This is a genomic window from Paraglaciecola mesophila, assembly GCF_009906955.1.
Classification (GTDB): Bacteria; Pseudomonadota; Gammaproteobacteria; order Enterobacterales; family Alteromonadaceae; genus Paraglaciecola; species Paraglaciecola mesophila_A.
The window spans coordinates 1,160,868-1,180,748 of the sequence record NZ_CP047656.1 but is presented as its reverse complement, the minus strand read 5'-3'; the positions used below and the strand labels follow the sequence as shown (position 1 = coordinate 1,180,748).

Genomic DNA, 19,881 nt, shown 5'->3' with positions numbered 1-19,881 from the left:
GATGAAAAATGATGCTGCCCAAAAAGTTGTCGAGACGCCTATAGTCGATACTTTTATTGCTCCGCCGTGCTTTGAGGCGGTGACGGTTTTGTACCAAGACGATTATATATTGGCAGTGAACAAACCTAGCGGTTTGCTCAGTCTGTCAGGGAAGAATCCCTTGAATAAAGATTCTGTTCACTACCGTATCGTACAGCAGTTTCCAACTGCGTTGATGGCTCACCGGCTAGACTTTGGCACGTCAGGTGTATTGCTACTTGCTCTGAATAAAAGCAGCAATGGCGAGCTTACCAAGCAATTTCAAGCGCGTAGTGTAAAAAAGCGTTATACCGCGGTGTTGTTCGGCAAGATACAAGTTCCCGAGGGCAGGGTGAGTGTGCCTATAGCGAAAGACCCAGCTAATTTTCCGCGACAAAAACTATGTTTTGAACAGGGCAAAGAAGCCATCAGCCACTACCGCGTTATTGAGTATCTCGAAAACCCGCCCAGAACCCGAGTAGAGTTCACGCCTGAAACGGGGCGCACCCATCAATTACGGATTCACAGTTTGGCGATGGGGCATCCAATTTTAGGCTGTGACTTGTATGCGAATGGCGAGAGCGAACAACTTGCTGAGCGTCTAATGCTCCATGCATCCTGGATTGAATTTTTACACCCTCACTCAAACCAGCCCATGACAATTGAAGCGCCGTGTCGATTCTAATATTCAGCCAACATTACATTTTGCCATCACGTGGGCATATGTAGATTAGGTTGGTTAATCTGAATATGAAATAGTTAGTATTTTTTACACTCCGTAAATTTAATGTCTCCAAAGAGCGTCAATTTCTTGTATAACCTTGAAGCAAATCTGTTTATAATTTTTTTACCTAATGAAGGGTAAATAAAATCTACTTCCATTGAGTGATGATTTATCCCTTAAGCCTTCTATGTTGAGGGCGCATTTGGATGGGCATTCTTCGGTGGATAGTTTTAAATACTTGCAAGTTGTATAGGTGTTTTTTTAGTTTGGCGTTTTTATCTCACGGAGTGAAGTATATGAAAAGCAAGTATTTAGTTAGCGTTATAGTGTTATTAACCTCTCTGCCTGCGTTAGCAAAGCAGCATCACAATCAACACCACAAAAACGAATGGCAAACCATACCGGTGGCATCTCAGATGGAGATAATTGATGCAAGTGGCCAAGCAAAAACAATCACGCCCTCATGTGCGTTTGACACAGTGCCAAATCCACTTGACGGAACCCCGTTAGACAATTCATTTCAGTTCTATTTTAAGCAAGGCAAAAGCAAGAACGTATTGGTTTATTTTAACGGTGGCGGCTCTTGTTGGAATGATGCCACGTGCGTGGCCTCGTTGGCGCTTGAGGCCGTAGAAGGTGATCGACCTACATATAACCCCTCCATATTACAAGAGAACTCGCCAGTCGACGCTGGTGGTGTTTTTGATGACAGCAATCGTAGAAATCCGTTTAAAGATTGGAGTAAAGTCTTCATTCCTTATTGCACGGGGGATCTCCATGCTGGGTCAAGCGAAGTTGTATACACTGATGTAGACGGCAGTATTACTGGTTTTCCAGGTGCACCTGTACCAGTGAAACATAAGGGGTTTGACAACTTTTTAGCCGTACAAGACTGGATGAAAAGTCATTTTAAAGAGCGTCGCTGGCATAAAAATGCCATCAATAAAATGCTAGTGACAGGGTCAAGTGCGGGTGGCTATGGGGCGACATTGAATTTCCCTTATTTACAAGCTGCATTTCCTCGGGCTAAAGCTATGTTATTTGCTGATGCTTCTGCATCCATTGTATCTGAAGGGTTTGTTGACGATGTATTTCGTAGCGGTAGCCCGTGGAACTTTGAAAATACCTTGCCGACAATTTTTAGAAGTGGACTGGGAACTTATACCGCCGCGGACTTGAATGTCGATTTATTCCAGCGTTTGTCTTATCGATACCCGAGAAGTCGCTTTGCACAATACACAACGGAATTTGATGGGGTGCAGGTGCTTTTCAATAAAGTCATGGACCAAATTGATCAAGGTAATACCAACCCGTTCACTTGGGCTTTGCAGCCTAGTGATTATCTGTACTTTGCTGATTGGAATGCCCGCATGACTGCCTCTTTTGGGCAAATTGCCGATACCACACGCAATTATCAGTATTATATCGGTGAAGGTTCAATTCACACCATACTCACGGATGACTTCGCTACCGAAGCGCAACCACATCCGTTTTATGATGAGAGAAGTGCCCAAGGGGTAAGATTCACAAGTTGGCTTAACTATTTTGTGAATGCTAGGTGGTTCTATCCAATTAGTTTGGCCTATGAAGGCCAATAGAAAATAGCATTAAACAAGTGCTGCTTTAGAATTAGTCACGCTGCTTTAGAATTAGTCACCACAGGATAACGATTGACCCGTGGTGATTATCTTGGCTGCTTGACACCATTTAACACGTTGACACTTTCTCGTTATAGCCATGCGTTACTTCGGATATTGCTGCCAATTTGTACATAAAACTTTCATAAAAATGTCACCTGCTCACAAAAACGAATCGCATGTTACATTAAATGCCTATTTTTCAGGGTTATTTCCCCCTTGTTGCTGTTTTTAGCCCAGCCTTACCGCTATACTATGCGCCGCATTTAAAAGCGATAAAGAAAGCATTAGTTAAAATTTAAAGGAAAATAATGACTCCTATTACTAAATCATTTCAGTATGGTCAGCATACTGTCACGCTAGAAACGGGCGTAATCGCTCGTCAAGCAACCGCTGCTGTTATGGCAAGCATGGACGACACATCAGTGTTGGTTTCTGTTGTTGGTAAAAAAGACACCAAGCCAGGCCAAGACTTCTTCCCATTAACGGTTAACTACCAAGAAAGAACCTATGCTGCGGGTAAAATCCCAGGTGGTTTCTTCAAGCGTGAAGGTCGTCCTTCTGAATACGAAACACTTACGTCTCGTTTGATTGACCGTCCAATTCGTCCATTATTCCCTGATGGGTTTATGAATGAAGTTCAAATTATCGTCACTGTTGTTTCAGCGAATCCTGAAATTCCAACTGACATTATCTCACTCATCGGTACGTCAGCGGCGCTTGCTATTTCAGGTATGCCGTTCAATGGCCCTGTTGGTGCAGCGCGCGTTGGTTATACTGACGGCCAATATGTACTTAATACACGTACATCAGAGCTTGAAACTAGCCAGCTAGACCTAGTTGTTGCAGGTACGCAAAGCGCTGTATTGATGGTTGAGTCTGAAGCTGAAGTCTTATCTGAAGACGTTATGCTGGGCGCTGTTATGTATGGTCATGAGCAAATGCAAACTGTTGTTAATGCCGTTAATGAATTTGCTGCTGAAGTGAACACGCCTAAGTGGGATTGGGTTGCTGAGCCTGCAAATGTAAGCTTGAAAGATAAAATTAAAGCACTTGCTGAAGCTGAAATGACAGAGGCGTATCAAATCTCTGACAAAATGGCGCGTAAAGATGCGATTGTTGCATTAACTGACAAAACGGTTGCTGCCATCGTTGAAGCGGATGAAGAGCAAGATGCAAAAGAAGTGGCTGAGCTTTTACATGAACTTGAAAGTGACGTAGTACGTTCACGTATTCTTGCTGGTCAACCGCGTATCGATGGTCGTGACCCTGCGATGATCCGTGCACTTGACGTAGCGACGGGAATTTTGCCACGTACCCACGGTTCTGCTTTGTTCACGCGTGGTGAAACACAAGCAATCGTAGCTGCTACCTTAGGGACAGAGCGTGACGCACAGATGATTGACGGCCTTAACGGTAAAGAAGACAGCCGTTTCATGTTGCACTATAACTTCCCTCCATACTGTGTTGGCGAAACTGGTTTTGTTGGTTCTCCTAAGCGTCGTGAAATCGGCCACGGTCGTTTAGCAAAACGCGGTATTCAAGCGGTTATGCCGTCTGAAAAAGAATTCCCGTACGTAGTACGTGTTGTATCTGAAATCACTGAATCAAATGGTTCATCTTCAATGGCATCAGTTTGTGGTACCTCTTTGGCATTGATGGATGCGGGTGTGCCAATTAAAGCATCAGTAGCTGGTATTGCTATGGGTCTTGTGAAAAATGACGAAAACTTCGTTGTTCTTTCAGACATCTTGGGTGATGAAGATCATCTTGGTGACATGGACTTTAAAGTAGCCGGTACCACTGACGGTATCACTGCGCTACAAATGGATATCAAAATCGAAGGTATCACTCAAGAAATCATGCAAGTTGCCCTTAAGCAAGCTAAAGAAGCACGTTTGCATATTCTAGGCGTGATGGACCAAGCTATTTCTGGTCACCGTGATGAAATGTCTGAATTCGCACCGCGTATTTACACATTGAAAATCGACCAAGACAAAATCCGTGACGTGATTGGTAAAGGTGGCGCGATGATCCGTGCGATTACTGAAGCATCTGATACCAACATCGAAATCGAAGATGATGGCACAATCAAAATCTTCGCTACCGAGCGTGCAAAAGCTGACATCGCTATCAGCAAAATTGAGCAGGTAACTGCTGATGTTGAAGCAGGTAAAACCTACGAAGGTAAAGTAACACGTATTGTTGATTTCGGTGCGTTCGTTGAAATTCTACCTGGTAAAGAAGGTCTAGTTCACATTTCACAAATCGCTCATGAGCGTGTGAATAAAGTGGCTGACCATCTTAGCGAAGGTCAAATCATTAATGTTAAAGTGATGGAAATTGACCGTCAGAACCGTGTTCGTTTGAGCATAAAAGAATTGCTAGAAAAGCCAGCAGCACCCGCTGAAGGCAACGAGTAGTCATTTAGTAAAATAGCGTGGTAAGTGCTTTAGCAATAATACTGCGCTAATGAGATTTAAAAGGGGAGCCATTGGCTCCCCTTTTTATTGCTTGGTATAAAACGTTATGAAATGAGCCGAATATGGATGCTAGCGAATGACTTGTTCTAGTGTATGGGATTGCCCTGGTAATACTTGTTGGCCTTGCGTAACCGCTGTTTCAACACACAACATAGTTTTATAGCCCAGGTCTTCCATATCCTGCATGCTTTTTGATTTGTCAGCCCATGGATTCCACACGACTATGCTGTCGTGGCCGACTGACTGAATAGAGGTTTTAATATTCCCTGAGACAATTGTTAGTGACTCAGGGGTAACCAAATGCACTCGGTCCGTTTCTTCATTAAACGTGTAGGGGGTAGGGGTACTGATACGCTGATAATCTTGCAGTTTATCTAAATAATCACCGTCTAAACCGGTTAATTCACACTGGTTAATATCATCAATGTTGAAATAAGTGTGTAATGCACAGGTATAACTAAGTGGCTCGCTGCCGGTGTTTTCAGTGACCAATTGAATACGTAATTCTCGTCCTATGAACAAGACTAAGCTCAATTGCGTTTCACCTTCAAAGCCCTCTCCTTGTGTTGTACTCGGCTTGAGTCGAACGACTGTTTGCTCGGGTTCATCCGCACAATCTACTACATGCCAGTTTTGGGTACGCACGTAACCATGAGAGGCTAAACCACTTTCAGATGCGTGCGCGCCGAACCACGGCCAACAAATTGGGATCCCGCCCCTTATTGGGTGCTGACCGTCGAGCATGGCTTCTTTACTTAACCAAAGTCGTTGCACATTGTCGTGTTTAGGGATGAAACTTAGAACATGGCCGCCGAATAACGAGATGGTCGCATGGGCATAATCGTTATCGATGATCAGCATTTTAATATCATCTTGTGGGAGCAAAGATGCGGTTTTACATAGGTGCATAAAGAGAGAACCTTAAGATCAAAAAAAAGCAGTCACCTAGTGTAGATGACTGCCTTTTTACAATAAAGCGATATGAACTTATTTGCTGATGTGAGCAACCAAATCCAATACTTTGTTTGAATAACCGATTTCGTTATCGTACCAAGATACGAGTTTCACGAAAGTGTCGGTAAGTGCAATACCGGCAGTAGCATCGAATATAGAGGTGCGTGTGTCACCGATAAAGTCTTGAGATACCACGGCATCTTCTGTGTAGCCAACTATACCTTTAAGTTCACCTTCAGACGCTGACTTCATTGCTGCGCAAATTTGCTCGTAGGTAGCAGGTTTTGCTAGGTTGACGGTTAAATCAACCACTGACACGTCAGCAGTAGGTACGCGGAATGCCATACCAGTCAACTTACCGTTAAGCTCAGGGATAACTTTACCCACAGCTTTTGCTGCACCAGTAGATGAAGGAATGATGTTTTGAGACGCACCGCGTCCGCCACGCCAATCTTTGGCTGATGGGCCATCAACGGTTTTTTGTGTTGCAGTTGTTGCGTGTACTGTGGTCATCAGACCGTCAACGATACCGAAGTTGTCGTTAAGTACTTTAGCCAATGGTGCCAAACAGTTGGTGGTACAAGATGCATTTGAAACCACTTCTTGTCCCGCGTAAGTGTCATGGTTAACCCCCATAACAAACATAGGTGTGTCATCTTTAGATGGCGCAGAAAGCACCACTTTTTTGGCACCTGCGGTAATGTGTTTACGAGCAGTTTCGTCAGTTAAAAACAAACCAGTTGCTTCAACGACTACTTCAGCTTGAATGGCATCCCACGCTAGTGCTGCAGGGTCACGCTCTGCAGTCACACGAATAGTTTTACCGTTGACGATAAGTTGTCCGTCTTGAACGTCAACAGTGCCTTTAAATTGACCGTGTGTTGAGTCGTATTTCAACATATACGCCATGTATTCTGCGTCTAACAAATCGTTAATACCGACTACTTCGATATCGCTGCGCTCACATGCTGCGCGAAAAACAAATCTACCAATACGGCCAAAACCGTTGATACCAATTTTAATAGTCATATATACATCCTCTAAACGGGTCGTAAGTTCGAACTCTAATTAAGCTGATACAGCTTAATTGTGAAATATAATTACGAAATTATGGACTAAATCGATAAATAAGGCAAAATAATCGCTTAAAAATGTTATTTTGTTACAGATTTATTTAATGCAAACGTATTCAACTTCGCCTTGCGGCGCGTTTCGCTAATAATAGTCGGCTGAAAATAGTCTCCATTTATAGGAATCAAACGTTAATGACATCTTCATTGATTGATCAGCTTGTAGAACATCGCGGTATCGAATCAAATTACACCGATGCTTGGGGCAAGCCTGCGACTATCGAGTCGACCGTAAAGAAAAAATTACTGAACGTGATGGGATACAAGGTAGACGATCAAGCTGCTTTAGAAGAGCAGGTCAAGCAGGGCATGATAAAAGATTGGTTAACCCCATTAAATCCAGTTCATGTTCAGCGACATAATGATGCGCTTTCGTTTTGTGTGCGTTTACCAATTGAACTGGTGACAGACGAGTATACCGCCCAAATAACACTAGAAAGTGGTGACGTTCGAAGCGTCACTTTTGAGCCTATCGAGGGTGAGTTAGTTAATGTGAATCATATTGATGAGATAGAGTTTCATGAATATTTTATCTCGATTAAATGTCACTTGCCTTTGGGATATCACACACTTTCCTTAGTGGTGGATGATGAGTCACTTGGTGAAATGCGGGTGATTATTGCCCCTGACGCCTGTTATCAGCCACAAACTCTGGTTGATGGGAACAAAGTGTGGGGGCTAAGTGTGCAGTTATACTGTGTGCGCAGCGAGCATAATTGGGGGGTGGGGGACTTTAGTGATCTTGCCTATTTAACTGCTGAAGCAGCGAAAACGGGGGCAGATTTTATCGGACTAAACCCGATCCATTCTTTATACCCTGCTAATCCAGGGGCGTGCAGCCCGTATGGCCCATCCTCGCGTCGTTGGCTGAACTTCATATATATAGATGTCACAGCAATTGATGGCTTTAATCAACAAAGCGTACAAGCGCTCGTGAATCAAGCTAGCTTTAAAGACGCTATTCTCCAAGCTCGTGAAACGGACTTAGTTGATTACCCCAGTGTGACAAAGCTGAAACTTGAGGCGCTAAGCGCAGTTTTTGATTGGCAGGCTCAGCAGTACTTTGGTGAAAGTAGCCAACAACACCTCGCTTTTAAAACATTCGTAGAGCAAGGTGGCGAAAGCCTGCAGACTATTGCAGTGTATGATGCACTGCAAGAAGACTTAGCCAGTAAAGGAAAGGCCTCTTGGGGCTGGCCCGTATTCCCTGATGAATATGCAGATTTTGATTCCCCTGCCGTGGCTAAATTCGCAAAAGCGAATGCCAAACGCGTGCAATTCTTCTTGTGGTTACAATGGCAAGCGGCATTGCAGTTTGAAAAAGCCAATAAAGTCGCTCAAGAGCACAAGATGCAAATTGGTCTATACCGTGATTTGGCCGTCGGGGTGAGTGAAGGCAGTGCTGAGATCTGGGGAAATAAAGCTTTGTACTGTACAGATGCCAGTGTTGGTGCGCCACCGGACATTTTAGGCCCTCTTGGCCAGACGTGGGGGCTACCACCGATGGATCCTCTCAAGCTATATGAGCAGGCTTATCAGCCTATCATTGATTTGTTTAGTTCAAATATGCACGCCACGGGCGCATTACGTATCGATCACGTGATGGCCTTATTGCGTTTGTGGTGGGTACCCAAAGGTGATAGCGCCAAGCAAGGCGGCTATGTTTATTATCCAGTGGATGATTTGTTAGCTATTCTAGCATTGGAGAGTCATCGTAATCAGGCTATGGTCATCGGTGAAGATTTAGGGACTGTGCCTGAAGAAATCCGCGAAAAACTGGCTGACAATGGGGTGTATTCGTACCGCGTGTTCTTTTTCGAGCAAGCTAAAGATGGCGGTTTTTTCTCACCGAGTCATTACCCTGTGCAATCAATGTCTACTTTGACCACGCACGATATGCCTACCTTAAATGGTTTCTGGCACTGCGATGACTTGCAATTGGGTAAGACCTTGGGGTTATATCCAACAGAAGAGATCCTTGCAAGCTTGTACCAGAGCAGACATGATAACAAACAGGCCATCTTAGATACCTTACATGGACACGGTTCTCTTTCTGAGGAGATCAGTCGTGATGTCAATCAGGTAGGGATGACCAAGTCGTTAAATTTTGGTATGCAAACACATATGGCGAGCGGTTCAAGTTCCTTATTGAGTTTGCAACTAGAAGACTGGTTAGAGATGGACGAACCCGTTAATATTCCGGGTACGTTCAATGAATACCCAAATTGGCAACGTAAGCTTTCTCATAGTTTACAGGATATTTTTGCTAACAGTGAGCTGCAGTCACTTGCTCACCGCTTGACCGAGGTAAGACGTCAAGCAAAACAATAATATAATCTCGGCGGCCTGTATGTCAGGCTGCCAACACTGCAAGGCGGCACAATGCAAATAGAAACCCAGCTACAACGCGCTCAATGTACCCTTCCTTTTTCCCACTTAGGTCTTAAAAAAAACAACAAAACGTTTTCCATCACAGCTTGGGTACCCAATGCCAGTGAAATAAGTGTGGTTGATTTATCCACTGAAAAGGGAATAGGTAAACTTAAAAGGCAAGGCAAGAGCGATCTGTTTAGTGCTGAGTTTACTAATGGCAAGCCCCCAGCAGTCTATGCCTTCGAGGTAAAAAACGCCCAAGATACGTATCGCATCATTGACCCTTACCAATTTCAAGAACAAGCTTTTCATGCCGTACATTTTGTCGACCACTTGCCAAAAAATGTCTATCAGCAGTTGGGGGCACAATTAATTGAATTAGATGTTGGTTTAAAAAACGCTGTTTCTGCCACTCGATTTGCCGTGTTTGCTCCTAATGCGAGTGCGGTATCGGTTATCGGTGATTTTAATTATTGGGATGGTTCATGTTTACCCATGCAAAAAACCGATTTTGGTTATTGGGTACTGGTGGTGCCGGGCGTGAAAGCCGGCGATAAATACAAGTACCAAATCAAAGATGGACACGGGAATGAGCTACCCCATAAAGCAGATCCTGTTGGTTTTTATGCTGAACAATATCCATCTCATGCGTCTGTAGTGTTTGATCATGAGCAATACCAATGGAATGACAGCCAATGGCAGCAACAAGTTCAGAGCGATAAATATGCGCAAGCCATGAGTATCTATGAAGTTCACTTAGGCTCATGGAAGCGCCCTGATAGCCAGTCAGGGGAAACGTTTTTAACCTATCGCCAACTCGTGAACGAGCTTATTCCTTATGTGAAAGACATGGGTTATACCCACTTAGAGCTTCTTCCTATTTCTGAGTTCCCATTCGATGGTTCTTGGGGCTATCAGCCCGTTGGTTTATTTGCGCCGACAAGTCGCTTTGGTGGACCCGATGACTTCAAATATTTTGTCGATCAGTGTCACCAAAATGGTATCGGGGTGATTATTGATTGGGTACCGGCGCATTTCCCAGAGGACGGCCATGGTTTGGCGCGCTTTGATGGTACCCATGTTTACGAATATGAAGACCCACGCAAAGGCTGGCACCCAGATTGGAACTCATGTATTTACGATTTTGGTAAAGATACCGTGCGCCAATTTTTGGTCGCCAATGCCTTGTTCTGGTTAGATAAGTACCACATTGATGGCCTTCGTGTTGATGCAGTGGCATCTATGCTTTATTTGGATTATTCAAGAGAGGACGGCGAGTGGGTGCCCAATGTAGATGGTGGTAATCATAACTACGAAGCGATCAGTTTACTCCAGTGGATGAACAAAGAGGTCTATTCGCACTATCCGAATGCCATGACCATAGCCGAGGAATCTACCTCATTTGCGAAAGTATCTCGTCCTGTATTTGAAGGGGGGTTAGGTTTTGGTTTTAAATGGAACATGGGCTGGATGCATGACTCACTGCACTATATTTCAAAAGATCCTTCTTATCGTCGTTATCACCATGGTGAAATGACGTTTTCGATGGTGTATGCATTTGATGAAAGTTTCGTATTACCCATCTCTCACGATGAAGTGGTACATGGTAAAGGGTCGCTACTGCGTAAAATGCCTGGTGATGAATGGCAACAAGCGGCAAATCTGCGCTGTTATGCAGCATTTATGTATGCTCACCCAGGTAAAAAACTCAATTTTATGGGCAATGAAATAGGCCAATCAGCAGAGTGGAACCATGACAGCTCAGTCAATTGGCATTTGCTGGAGTTTGACAAGCATAGTGGTATACAAGCGCTCTATCGTGATTTAAATAAAATGTATATCGAATATCCCGCTTTGCATGAGCTGGATCACGATTACCGAGGTTTTGAGTGGATAGATCATGAAAACGCTGAGCAAAGTACTTTGGTCATGTTGCGCCAATCAAAAGATGCTAAGCAGCAATTGTATGCGGCTAGCAATTTTACTCCTGTTCCACGTACCAACTTTAGATTTGGCGTGAAAGCGTTGGGCGAGTACAGCGTGTTATTGAATACAGATGACAAACAATATTGGGGTAGTGGCCACAGCTTGAATAAAACCGTCAAGGCCGAAGCAGTGCCGTGGAATAATCAAGCGTACTCTATTAGTGTGTCATTACCGCCGTTGGCAACGATATTTATTTTGTATAAGGGTAAGTAAACCATGACAGCAGTTAATTATCGAGTTCAGTCGGGTAGTGCTTTGTTTTTAGGCGCCGTGCTTGATGAGGGAGGATGTAATTTTGCCGTTCATTGTCCTAATGCTGATTCGGTTAAGCTTTGTCTTTTTAGTGAAAAGGACGAAGAGCAAATTGCGATTATCGACATGCCCGCAAAAACAGGCAAGGTATGGCATTGTTACGTAGAAGGCATTCAGGCAGGGCAGTTATACGGCTATCGCACAGCAGGAGCTGATCATGATGCGTCAGGTTCGCGCTTTTTGCCTGAGAAATTATTAATTGACCCGTATGCGAAAGCCCTTAGTCGTCCCATGTTTTGGGATGCTAAGTTATACGCTGGCGATAGCCAAAAAATGGTGGCTAAAAGCGTTGTTGTTGCAAACTCAGGTAAGCAAGAGCGTCCCGCGAAACCGAATACGCCGCTTGATCACACCATACTTTACGAAGCTCACGTTAAAGGCATGACGGCGCAACACCCAAAGGTACCGGAAAAATTGCAAGGAACTTACTTGGGAATGTGCCAGCCTTGTATTATTGAGCATTTAAAGGACTTAGGGATCAGTGCAGTACAATTAATGCCCGTGGCGGCCTTTATGCCCGAGCCTTACATTACCAATAAAGGCTTGACTAATTATTGGGGCTACAACCCAATCAATTATTTTAGTCCCGAGCCAAGGTATGTAATAGATGATGCTATCGCAGAATTTAAAACCATGGTCGACTGCTATCATGAAGCAGGCATCGAGATCATACTGGACGTGGTGTTCAATCATACCGCTGAAGGTGGCTTAGACGGGCCAGTGCTGTCCTTTAAAGGGTTGGATAATTCGTCTTTTTACCTGTTTGAGCGCAACGAGTACGGGGCGATTGATTACAACAAATTTGTCAACAATTCAGGCTGTGGTAATAGCGTTAATACTGCCTTTCCTTATGTTCTCAAAATGGTGATGGATGCCCTACGTTACTGGGTGCAAGAAATGGGCGTGGATGGATTCCGCTTCGATTTGGCGGCGAGTTTGGGGCGCGACCCTTATGAGTTTTCAGCGCTGTCAGGTTTCTTTAGAACTATTCGCCAAGATCCTGTGCTGATCGGCTGCAAGTTAATTGCCGAGCCTTGGGATATTGGTCACGGTGGTTATCGCTTAGGTCAGTTTCCATCTAACTGGTTGGAATGCAATGACAAATATCGCGACACTGTGCGGGCGTTTTGGCGTGGTGACAAAGGCACTACCAGTGACTTTGCTACGCGCTTACTTGGCTCTCGAGACGTCTTTCCAAAAGAAAGTCGTTCGATATTAACCTCAGTAAATAACGTTAGCTACCATGACGGTTTTACGCTTCAGGATTTGGTCAGTTATCAAGAGCGTCATAATGATGCGAATGGTGAGCAAAACCGTGATGGACATGGCCACAACTTGTCAGCCAATTATGGGGTAGAAGGCCCCACAACAGACCCTGATATTGCTGCTATGCGCGAACAGCAAAAAAGAAATCTATTTACCACGTTATTGCTGTCCCAAGGCATCCCCCATGTGCTTGGCGGGGATGAGTTAAGCCGTACACAACAGGGAAATAATAATGCATATTGCCAAGATAATCCCATCAGTTGGCTTGACTGGAATTTAGATTTAAATCAGCAGCAATTTCTGGCGTTCTGTCGGCATGTTATCAATATACGTAAGGAAAGTGTTTTACTTCATCATTTGCAGCTTCAGGATGATAATTTTGATTTATCACATAATGTGGCAAAGATTTATTGGTATCGCCCTGACGGTGCACGAAAACTCGAAGATGATTGGCATGACCCTGATAACCAATGCTTTGCGGTCGAGCTACGGGGAGAAGAATATGAAACTGGTGAAACCACAGAACATTGGCTTATTGTATTTAATGCCAGCGATCATGAGGTTCAGTTCAATTGCCCGACTTATGTGCCAAACCAAAGGTGGAAATTAACCCTGGATACTCGCTACGCTGACGTAAGTGTGCAACCTGAAGTGGTGGTACAAAATTGTTATAAACAAGCCAGTAACAGTATTTGTTTGTTTAACGCCATATAAGCTGCACGGGCCACATCACTGAGTGAGTCAATAAAATACGGACTAGAAAAAACGAAAGTGGCCCCCATATTTACTTGCAAACAATGGCAAAGTTTAAGGTAAATTTATGAAATTAACTGAGCAAGAGTGGCGCCAAAGACTAAGTGATGAAGAGTTTCGTGTCACACGACAAAAAGGGACTGAGCGTCCTTTTACCGGCGAACTTCTCAATAATGACGCGTTAGGTGATTATGTGTGTCGTTGTTGCGGTGAAAAGCTGTTTGACGCCGAAGACAAATTTGATGCGGGTTGTGGTTGGCCGTCATTTTCAGCGCAAAGTGCTGAGAAAAACGTTGAATTCCATCAAGATAATAGCCATGGCATGCAACGCGTAGAAATAGTATGTAAGCATTGTGACGCGCATTTAGGGCATGTGTTCAACGATGGCCCTCAACCTACAGGGGAGCGTTTTTGCGTCAATTCTGTGTCTTTGTCATTCAATAAAAGTACGGAATAACGGCTTGTTATCGGTAAAATGTAAATAAATGGTCGCAGAACTGAAAAAAACGAATAAATTCACATTTATTTTATGAAAGTTTTTTTCAGTTGCTGCCTGTTTTTTGTACAATTAATTGCAAATTACTAAAGTACAAATGTTCTATCTTCGATACTTTCTATAAATACAAATGCTTTCTCTTCTAACGCTTCAGTATCAATATTTGACGGTAATGCGCGTTTAATCTCCGTAAGACTTATGTTCTGTACGTCAAATTCACTCGCGACATAAGCCCATACATAGGCATCAGTATAGTTTTCCTGTTTGAGGCTGATGGTGCTTAAACTAACGAATATATCTGTGTCAATGTCTTGGTCTTCAGAATACAGTGACAAAGCAGTAAATAAAGCGCGTTTCGCCTTGTCTAAATCAAATTTCACGTAATAAGATGCAAGTCCCAATTGTAGGCTTGGCGTATTCAGTTTCCCTTGTTTTTCAAGTGTTAAGAAGTGCTTCAATGCTTCTTGTTTTCCAAAGCGAGACCAATGATAAAGCAGCAAGTGGGGTTCTTTAGAGTTACGCGTTTTATGTATTAGACGGTTTAATTCGCGCTCTGCATTTACGGCTGCTTGTCTGCGTTTGGTTTGCTTTTCTACCTGTACAATATGCTCTATTTGCGCCGCGTTATTAATGCAGACTTTATACTGCTCAAAATCTTCTAATAAATAGTAGTCGAGTAACTCACTAGGGGATTGGTCGTAGGCATATCGATGCTTGATAATGCGGCTTTTCTCAGCCAAGCACCAACCATCAGGGTTTAGATCAGCGCAAAATTCGGCGTGTTCCTCACATATTCTCGTGGCCGTCATAGGAAACAACACATCGCACCCAGCGACGGCAAAAATAGACAACAGTACGCCTGCAATTCGCATAAAACCTCTTGTAGTTAATTTACTAATATATTGCCATTTTAGAACACAAATTACTGAATTTAGTAAATTTTCAACAATTTGGCGCATTTACTTCCTTTGATTAGAATAACGGCCCATTTTGCTTTATCCAAGCAATCTCGTCGCTTTTTATGAGCCAACCTACGTTTTTTTGAGAGTTTTTAAAGATCATGAATCAACAATCTGAACAAGCATTAATGAGCAGTTGGCAAGAACGTCAAGAGTACGCGGAGCGTATGTTGCCGTTACTGGGAAATTTGTATCGCAATAAAGCCATTGAAATATCAATTTACGGTCGTCCCATGCTTGGGGCTTCAACTATTGATATTATTAAAGCTCATCGTACGGTTCGCCTGAAGGAAGGTACGAAACTGCGTTTGCGTGAGAGCTGGCCTTTACTGGAAGAGTTAAGCAAATTACCCCTAGCACCCGCGCAAATTGATCTTGGAAAGTTAGCTTATGCATTTCATTTTAAAGATGAACATAAAGGCAAAAGTATCGAGCAATACCTAAAAGAAGAGCTTGCTGATATTTTAGATATTGATGACAGTCATACCGCACAAGACGTCGTGTTGTACGGCTTTGGGCGGATTGGTCGTTTGTTAGCTCGACTATTGATTGAGCGCCAAGGGAAAACCAATAAATTACGTTTACGTGCGATTGTGGTTCGTGGGGGCAAAGAAGGCGACTTAGAAAAGCGCGCCAGCTTGTTACGCAGGGATTCGGTCCACGGGCCTTTCAACGGCAGTATTACCGTCGACAAAGAGCGCAATGCCATTAAAGCAAATGGCTCATACATTCAGGTTATATACGCTAATGCCCCCAGCGAAGTTGATTACAGCCAATATGGTATCGAAAATGCCATTGTGGTGGACAATACTGGCATGTGGCGTGACGAGGCCGGGCTTGGACAGCACTTAACATCTAAAGGGGTGAAAAAGGTACTGTTAACGGCACCGGGTAAAGGCGCGATTAAAAATATTGTTTACGGCGTAAACCAAACCGATATCCAATCTCAGGATACTATATTGTCTGCAGCAAGCTGCACCACAAACGCGATTACGCCTGTGCTTAAAGCACTAGATGAAGAATACGGCATTAATGGCGGTCATGTTGAAACAGTACACTCTTTTACCAATGATCAAAATCTCATTGATAATTTCCATAAAGCAGATCGTCGTGGGCGCAGTGCTGCGCTAAACATGGTGATCACCGAAACGGGAGCGGCGAGCGCAGTGGCGAAGGCCTACCCGCAACTTGAAGGTAAGCTAACCGGTAGTTCGATACGCGTTCCTACGCCGAATGTGTCATTGGCTATTTTAAATTTACACTTGTCTAAAGAGACTGATAAAGCGCAAATAAATGCGTTCTTGCGCGATGTTTCTTTGTTTTCTCCGCTACAAAATCAAGTGGATTACACCAGCTCAAAAGAAATTGTGTCCACTGATTTAGTGGGCTCGCGAGCTGCATCCGTGGTGGATTCTCAAGCCACGATCGTCGCGGGAAATAGAGCCACTTTGTATGTGTGGTATGACAATGAATTTGGTTACAGCTGTCAAGTATTGCGCGTGGTGCAGGATATGGCGGGTTTGTACTATCCAAGTTTACCAAAGGTACAATAAGCTGTTTATAACGTAAAAAACGAGTTTCTGAGTGGGCGTGTTACTTTCTTGTTTAGGTAGCACGCCTTTTTTGTATCGGTCTTTTTGTACGGGAAATAAACAATAGGTTTTGCGTGAGTAAACGATGTCTTCGACTATGACAGCGCAGCGCTGCTGGGCAGGATAAAATGTTGCAAATCTGCTGACAAAAAACAGCGCATCTTTGGCTTTTTTGCCTGACATTATGCTAAATTGACCGCGGTTAAATTAGATGGACAGTTAATGTGAGAATTAGTAGCAATTTTGACAGTGGTAATATTCGCGTTATTTCAGCGCACAGCGAAAGCGACATTCAGCTCGCAATCAATAAAGATAACCAATCAGACTTTTATCAATGGTTTCATTTTAAGTTAGATACCCGCCCGTGGATATCACATTGTCTCACTATTACCGACCTCGAAAAATCAGCCTATCCTGAAGGCTGGAAAAACTACCAAGCCGTTGCATCTTATGATAGACAAGAGTGGTTTCGGGTAGAAACTGAATTTGACGGTAATAACCTTACCATCGAGCATACTCCTGAACATGGGCAAATTTATTTTGCTTACTTTGCACCTTATGGTTATGAGCGTCATTTAGACCTACTCGCTTGGGCACAAACCAATGATCTATGTGAAGAGACATTTCTTGGCAACACTTTAGATGGCCGAGATATGTCAATGTTGACCATAGGTGAACCCGGTGAGGGGAAAAAAGCCATTTGGATCACTGCCCGTCAGCACCCAGGCGAAACAATGGCCGAGTGGCTTGTTGAAGGACTTTTAGAGCGTTTATTGGATGAAGATGATGGTCTAGCGAGATTGTTGTTAGATAAAGCGGTCTTTTATGTTGTGCCCAATATGAACCCAGATGGTTCTGTGCGAGGTCATTTACGTACCAACGCAAAAGGGGTTAATTTAAATCGTGAATGGGCAACGCCGAGTATGGACAAGAGCCCAGAAGTGTTTTTAGTCACTGAAAAAATGCAGCAAACTGGCGTCGATTTATTCCTAGATATGCACGGTGATGAAGCACTACCTTATAATTTTGTCGCGGGTAGTGAAGGCAACCCTAACTATGATGGAAGAATAGCGCAGTTAGAAACCGCATTTAAAAATGCGCTGCTAACCGCAACACCTGAGTTTCAAGATGTTTTCGGTTACGATAAAGACGAACCAGGCAAAGCGAATATGACAGTAGCAACCAATGCGGTTGCCCATGCGTTTTCGTGTTTGGCCTACACCTTAGAAATGCCGTTTAAAGATAATATTGAAATACCGGATACGGCGTACGGCTGGTCACCCATTCGCTGTAAGCAACTTGGACAAGACGTGCTAGTTGCGATACGTGCGGTGGTAGACGAGTTGCGTTAATCAGTGTATCTGTAAGCTTCATGATCCAACTAAAAAATACAATCTCAATAATAAAACAATAACGATTAAAAACAAAAAGTAAGGGGAACAGTGTGGAAGGCTTTCATGATTTATTAAAAATGTTAGATGGAATGCTTGGGGGCGCTTGGTGGTTTCCTTATGTGCTATTAGGAACAGGTTTGTTTTTTACAATTTACCTTAAATTCCCGCAAGTGCGTTTTTTTAAGCATGCTTGGCAAGTGGTAACGGGTAAATACGATAAAAAGAGCTCTGAAGGGGATACCACGCATTTTCGGGCATTAACCACTGCCTTATCAGGTACCGTTGGAACGGGAAATATTGGCGGCGTGGCGTTTGCTATTTTCTTAGGTGGCCCAGCAGCGCTTTTTTGGATGTGGGCGACCGCGTTCTTCGGTATGACAACAAAGTTTGTTGAGGTGACCTTATCTCATAAATATCGGGTTAAAACAGCTGATGGAACGATGGCTGGTGGCCCCATGTACTACATGGACAGACGCTTAAATATGAAATGGCTGGCTGTCGCGTTCGCGATTGCTACGGTGATCAGTTCTTTTGGCACGGGAAATCTTCCTCAAAGTAATAATATTGCGGCGAGTATCGAGTCAACTTTTGGTTTCGACCCGTTAGTGGTAGGAAGCATCTTAGGTGTATTGCTTGGTTTAGTTATTTTAGGCGGTATCACGCGTATCGCTGCGGTCACTTCTAAAATCGTACCTTTAATGGCATTGATTTACTTGGTGGGCGCTATGGCGGTTATCTTCGCAAACCTTGAAAATATTGGACCTGCTTTTGCGGCGGTTATCGGTGATGTGTTTACCGGCTCTGCCGCGACCGGGGGCTTTTTAGGCGCAACAATCGCCTACGCTTTTAACCGGGGAGTAAACCGAGGTTTATTCTCGAATGAGGCGGGTCAAGGTTCAGCACCTATTGCTCACGCAGCGGCAAAAACGGATGAGCCGGTTTCTGAAGGTATGGTGTCTATTTTAGAACCTTTCATTGATACCATTATTATTTGTACTATCACAGGTTTGGTTATTTTGTCGTCAGGGGTGTGGAAAGAAAAGCATCAAAATGTTTTTGACCGTAGTGACATGATGATAGTTGCTGGCACTTACACCGACACAGATGAGAGTGATCGCCAAGCCTTGTATGCGTATATCAATGATCTTGATACTGCTAGCATCACACCATTTAATGGCGAAATTCAAATCGTTAATGGTAAGTCAATCAGCAGTGGCTATACGTTATTGAATGCGCGCTCTGTGGCGGAAGAGGTTAAATTTACTTTCGGTGAAGATGAAGATTTATTTACTGGTAAATTAAAAGTCGTTGATGGTGGCCTGATTAAAGACAACATAGTCGTCTCGGGTAAGTCGCTGATCCATTCAGCGAGTCTTACCGCTCTGGCATTCACCAAAGGGTTCTTTGGAGAATCAGGAAAATTCATTGTATCGATTGGCTTGTTATTGTTCGCGTTTTCAACGGCGATAGCGTGGTCCTATTATGGTGATCGCGCGATGACCTATTTATTGGGACCACGTTCAGTCATGCCATATCGAGTGGTGTACGTTTTCGCCTTTGTATGGGCGGCTGTATCGGATACCACCTTGGTATGGACACTTTCTGCCGTCGCTATCGTCGTAATGACGTTACCTAACTTACTAGGCATATTCTTGTTACGTAAAGAAATGAAAGAGTCAGTCAATCAATACTGGGATGATTTTAAGAAAGAACATAAATCGTAATCAGTGTGATAGTGCAACAAGCGCGGCATTGACCGCGCTTTTGCGATCTAATGTTAAGGTCAAATAGTTAACCGTAAAGT

At 43.7% G+C, this 19,881-nt stretch carries 13 protein-coding genes; 10 read left to right on the top strand and 3 right to left on the bottom strand.

Features of this window, described 5'->3' with window-relative positions; genetic code table 11:
• Position 1: 1 nt before the first annotated feature.
• The 3 genes from FX988_RS04965 to pnp all read left to right on the top strand — a co-directional run bounded on the left by FX988_RS04965 (position 2) and on the right by pnp (position 4,802).
• Positions 2–703, top strand: coding sequence for an RluA family pseudouridine synthase (locus tag FX988_RS04965; RefSeq protein ID WP_201751633.1), 702 nt, complete (start codon positions 2–4; stop codon positions 701–703).
• Between the two features lie 335 nt (positions 704–1,038).
• Positions 1,039–2,340, top strand: a complete 1,302-nt coding sequence (locus FX988_RS04960) for a pectin acetylesterase-family hydrolase (protein ID WP_160178604.1) — start codon at positions 1,039–1,041, stop codon at positions 2,338–2,340.
• A gap of 350 nt (positions 2,341–2,690) precedes the next feature.
• Entirely contained in the window at positions 2,691–4,802 is a 2,112-nt protein-coding gene (pnp, locus tag FX988_RS04955; protein ID WP_160178603.1) for a polyribonucleotide nucleotidyltransferase, read from the top strand.
• A gap of 129 nt (positions 4,803–4,931) precedes the next feature.
• On the opposite strand, the gene FX988_RS04950 is transcribed toward pnp, so the two are convergent.
• Both FX988_RS04950 and gap read right to left on the bottom strand, forming a co-directional pair.
• Positions 4,932–5,771, bottom strand: coding sequence for a D-hexose-6-phosphate mutarotase (locus FX988_RS04950; protein WP_160178602.1), 840 nt, complete (start codon positions 5,769–5,771; stop codon positions 4,932–4,934).
• A gap of 78 nt (positions 5,772–5,849) precedes the next feature.
• Positions 5,850–6,845 (bottom strand): type I glyceraldehyde-3-phosphate dehydrogenase, encoded by a 996-nt coding sequence (gene gap, locus FX988_RS04945; protein ID WP_160178601.1) that lies wholly within the window; start codon positions 6,843–6,845, stop codon positions 5,850–5,852.
• Positions 6,846–7,081: 236 nt separating this feature from the next.
• Here gap and malQ point away from each other — a divergent pair, with 236 nt between their 5' ends.
• The 4 genes from malQ (at position 7,082) to msrB (ending at position 14,093) form a co-directional block, all read left to right on the top strand.
• Positions 7,082–9,277, top strand: coding sequence for a 4-alpha-glucanotransferase (malQ, locus tag FX988_RS04940; RefSeq protein WP_160178600.1), 2,196 nt, complete (start codon positions 7,082–7,084; stop codon positions 9,275–9,277).
• 51 nt (positions 9,278–9,328) lie between these two features.
• Positions 9,329–11,518 (top strand): 1,4-alpha-glucan branching protein GlgB, encoded by a 2,190-nt coding sequence (gene glgB / locus FX988_RS04935; protein WP_160178599.1) that lies wholly within the window; start codon positions 9,329–9,331, stop codon positions 11,516–11,518.
• A gap of 3 nt (positions 11,519–11,521) precedes the next feature.
• Entirely contained in the window at positions 11,522–13,597 is a 2,076-nt protein-coding gene (glgX, locus tag FX988_RS04930) for a glycogen debranching protein GlgX (RefSeq protein WP_160178598.1), read from the top strand.
• 106 nt (positions 13,598–13,703) lie between these two features.
• Positions 13,704–14,093 carry a peptide-methionine (R)-S-oxide reductase MsrB gene (gene msrB / locus FX988_RS04925; RefSeq protein WP_160178597.1) on the top strand — a complete coding sequence of 130 codons (390 nt, stop codon included), beginning with the start codon at positions 13,704–13,706 and terminating at the stop codon, positions 14,091–14,093.
• Positions 14,094–14,218: 125 nt separating this feature from the next.
• Here msrB and FX988_RS04920 read toward each other — a convergent pair whose 3' ends face one another.
• Positions 14,219–15,004, bottom strand: a complete 786-nt coding sequence (locus FX988_RS04920) for a DUF2989 domain-containing protein (protein WP_254700724.1) — start codon at positions 15,002–15,004, stop codon at positions 14,219–14,221.
• Between the two features lie 188 nt (positions 15,005–15,192).
• Between FX988_RS04920 and FX988_RS04915 the strand changes: the two genes are divergently transcribed.
• The 3 genes from FX988_RS04915 (at position 15,193) to FX988_RS04905 (ending at position 19,801) form a co-directional block, all read left to right on the top strand.
• Positions 15,193–16,644: a glyceraldehyde-3-phosphate dehydrogenase gene (locus FX988_RS04915; protein WP_160178595.1), complete on the top strand. Its 1,452-nt coding sequence runs from the start codon at positions 15,193–15,195 to the stop codon at positions 16,642–16,644.
• A gap of 263 nt (positions 16,645–16,907) precedes the next feature.
• Positions 16,908–18,035 carry a M14-type cytosolic carboxypeptidase gene (locus tag FX988_RS04910; RefSeq protein WP_160178594.1) on the top strand — a complete coding sequence of 376 codons (1,128 nt, stop codon included), beginning with the start codon at positions 16,908–16,910 and terminating at the stop codon, positions 18,033–18,035.
• A gap of 92 nt (positions 18,036–18,127) precedes the next feature.
• Positions 18,128–19,801 (top strand): alanine/glycine:cation symporter family protein, encoded by a 1,674-nt coding sequence (locus FX988_RS04905; RefSeq protein ID WP_160178593.1) that lies wholly within the window; start codon positions 18,128–18,130, stop codon positions 19,799–19,801.
• Positions 19,802–19,881 lie beyond the last annotated feature (80 nt).

Bases quoted from the DNA above. Each gene is read 5' to 3' on its own strand.
- FX988_RS04965 (WP_201751633.1), top strand. From the start codon at position 2: ATGAAAAATGATGCTGCCCAAAAAGTTGTCGAGACGCCTATAGTCGAT.
- FX988_RS04960 (WP_160178604.1), top strand. From the start codon at position 1,039: ATGAAAAGCAAGTATTTAGTTAGCGTTATAGTGTTATTAACCTCTCTG.
- pnp (WP_160178603.1), top strand. From the start codon at position 2,691: ATGACTCCTATTACTAAATCATTTCAGTATGGTCAGCATACTGTCACG.
- FX988_RS04950 (WP_160178602.1), bottom strand. From the start codon at position 5,771: ATGCACCTATGTAAAACCGCATCTTTGCTCCCACAAGATGATATTAAA.
- gap (WP_160178601.1), bottom strand. From the start codon at position 6,845: ATGACTATTAAAATTGGTATCAACGGTTTTGGCCGTATTGGTAGATTT.
- malQ (WP_160178600.1), top strand. From the start codon at position 7,082: ATGACATCTTCATTGATTGATCAGCTTGTAGAACATCGCGGTATCGAA.
- glgB (WP_160178599.1), top strand. From the start codon at position 9,329: ATGCAAATAGAAACCCAGCTACAACGCGCTCAATGTACCCTTCCTTTT.
- glgX (WP_160178598.1), top strand. From the start codon at position 11,522: ATGACAGCAGTTAATTATCGAGTTCAGTCGGGTAGTGCTTTGTTTTTA.
- msrB (WP_160178597.1), top strand. From the start codon at position 13,704: ATGAAATTAACTGAGCAAGAGTGGCGCCAAAGACTAAGTGATGAAGAG.
- FX988_RS04920 (WP_254700724.1), bottom strand. From the start codon at position 15,004: ATGCGAATTGCAGGCGTACTGTTGTCTATTTTTGCCGTCGCTGGGTGC.
- FX988_RS04915 (WP_160178595.1), top strand. From the start codon at position 15,193: ATGAATCAACAATCTGAACAAGCATTAATGAGCAGTTGGCAAGAACGT.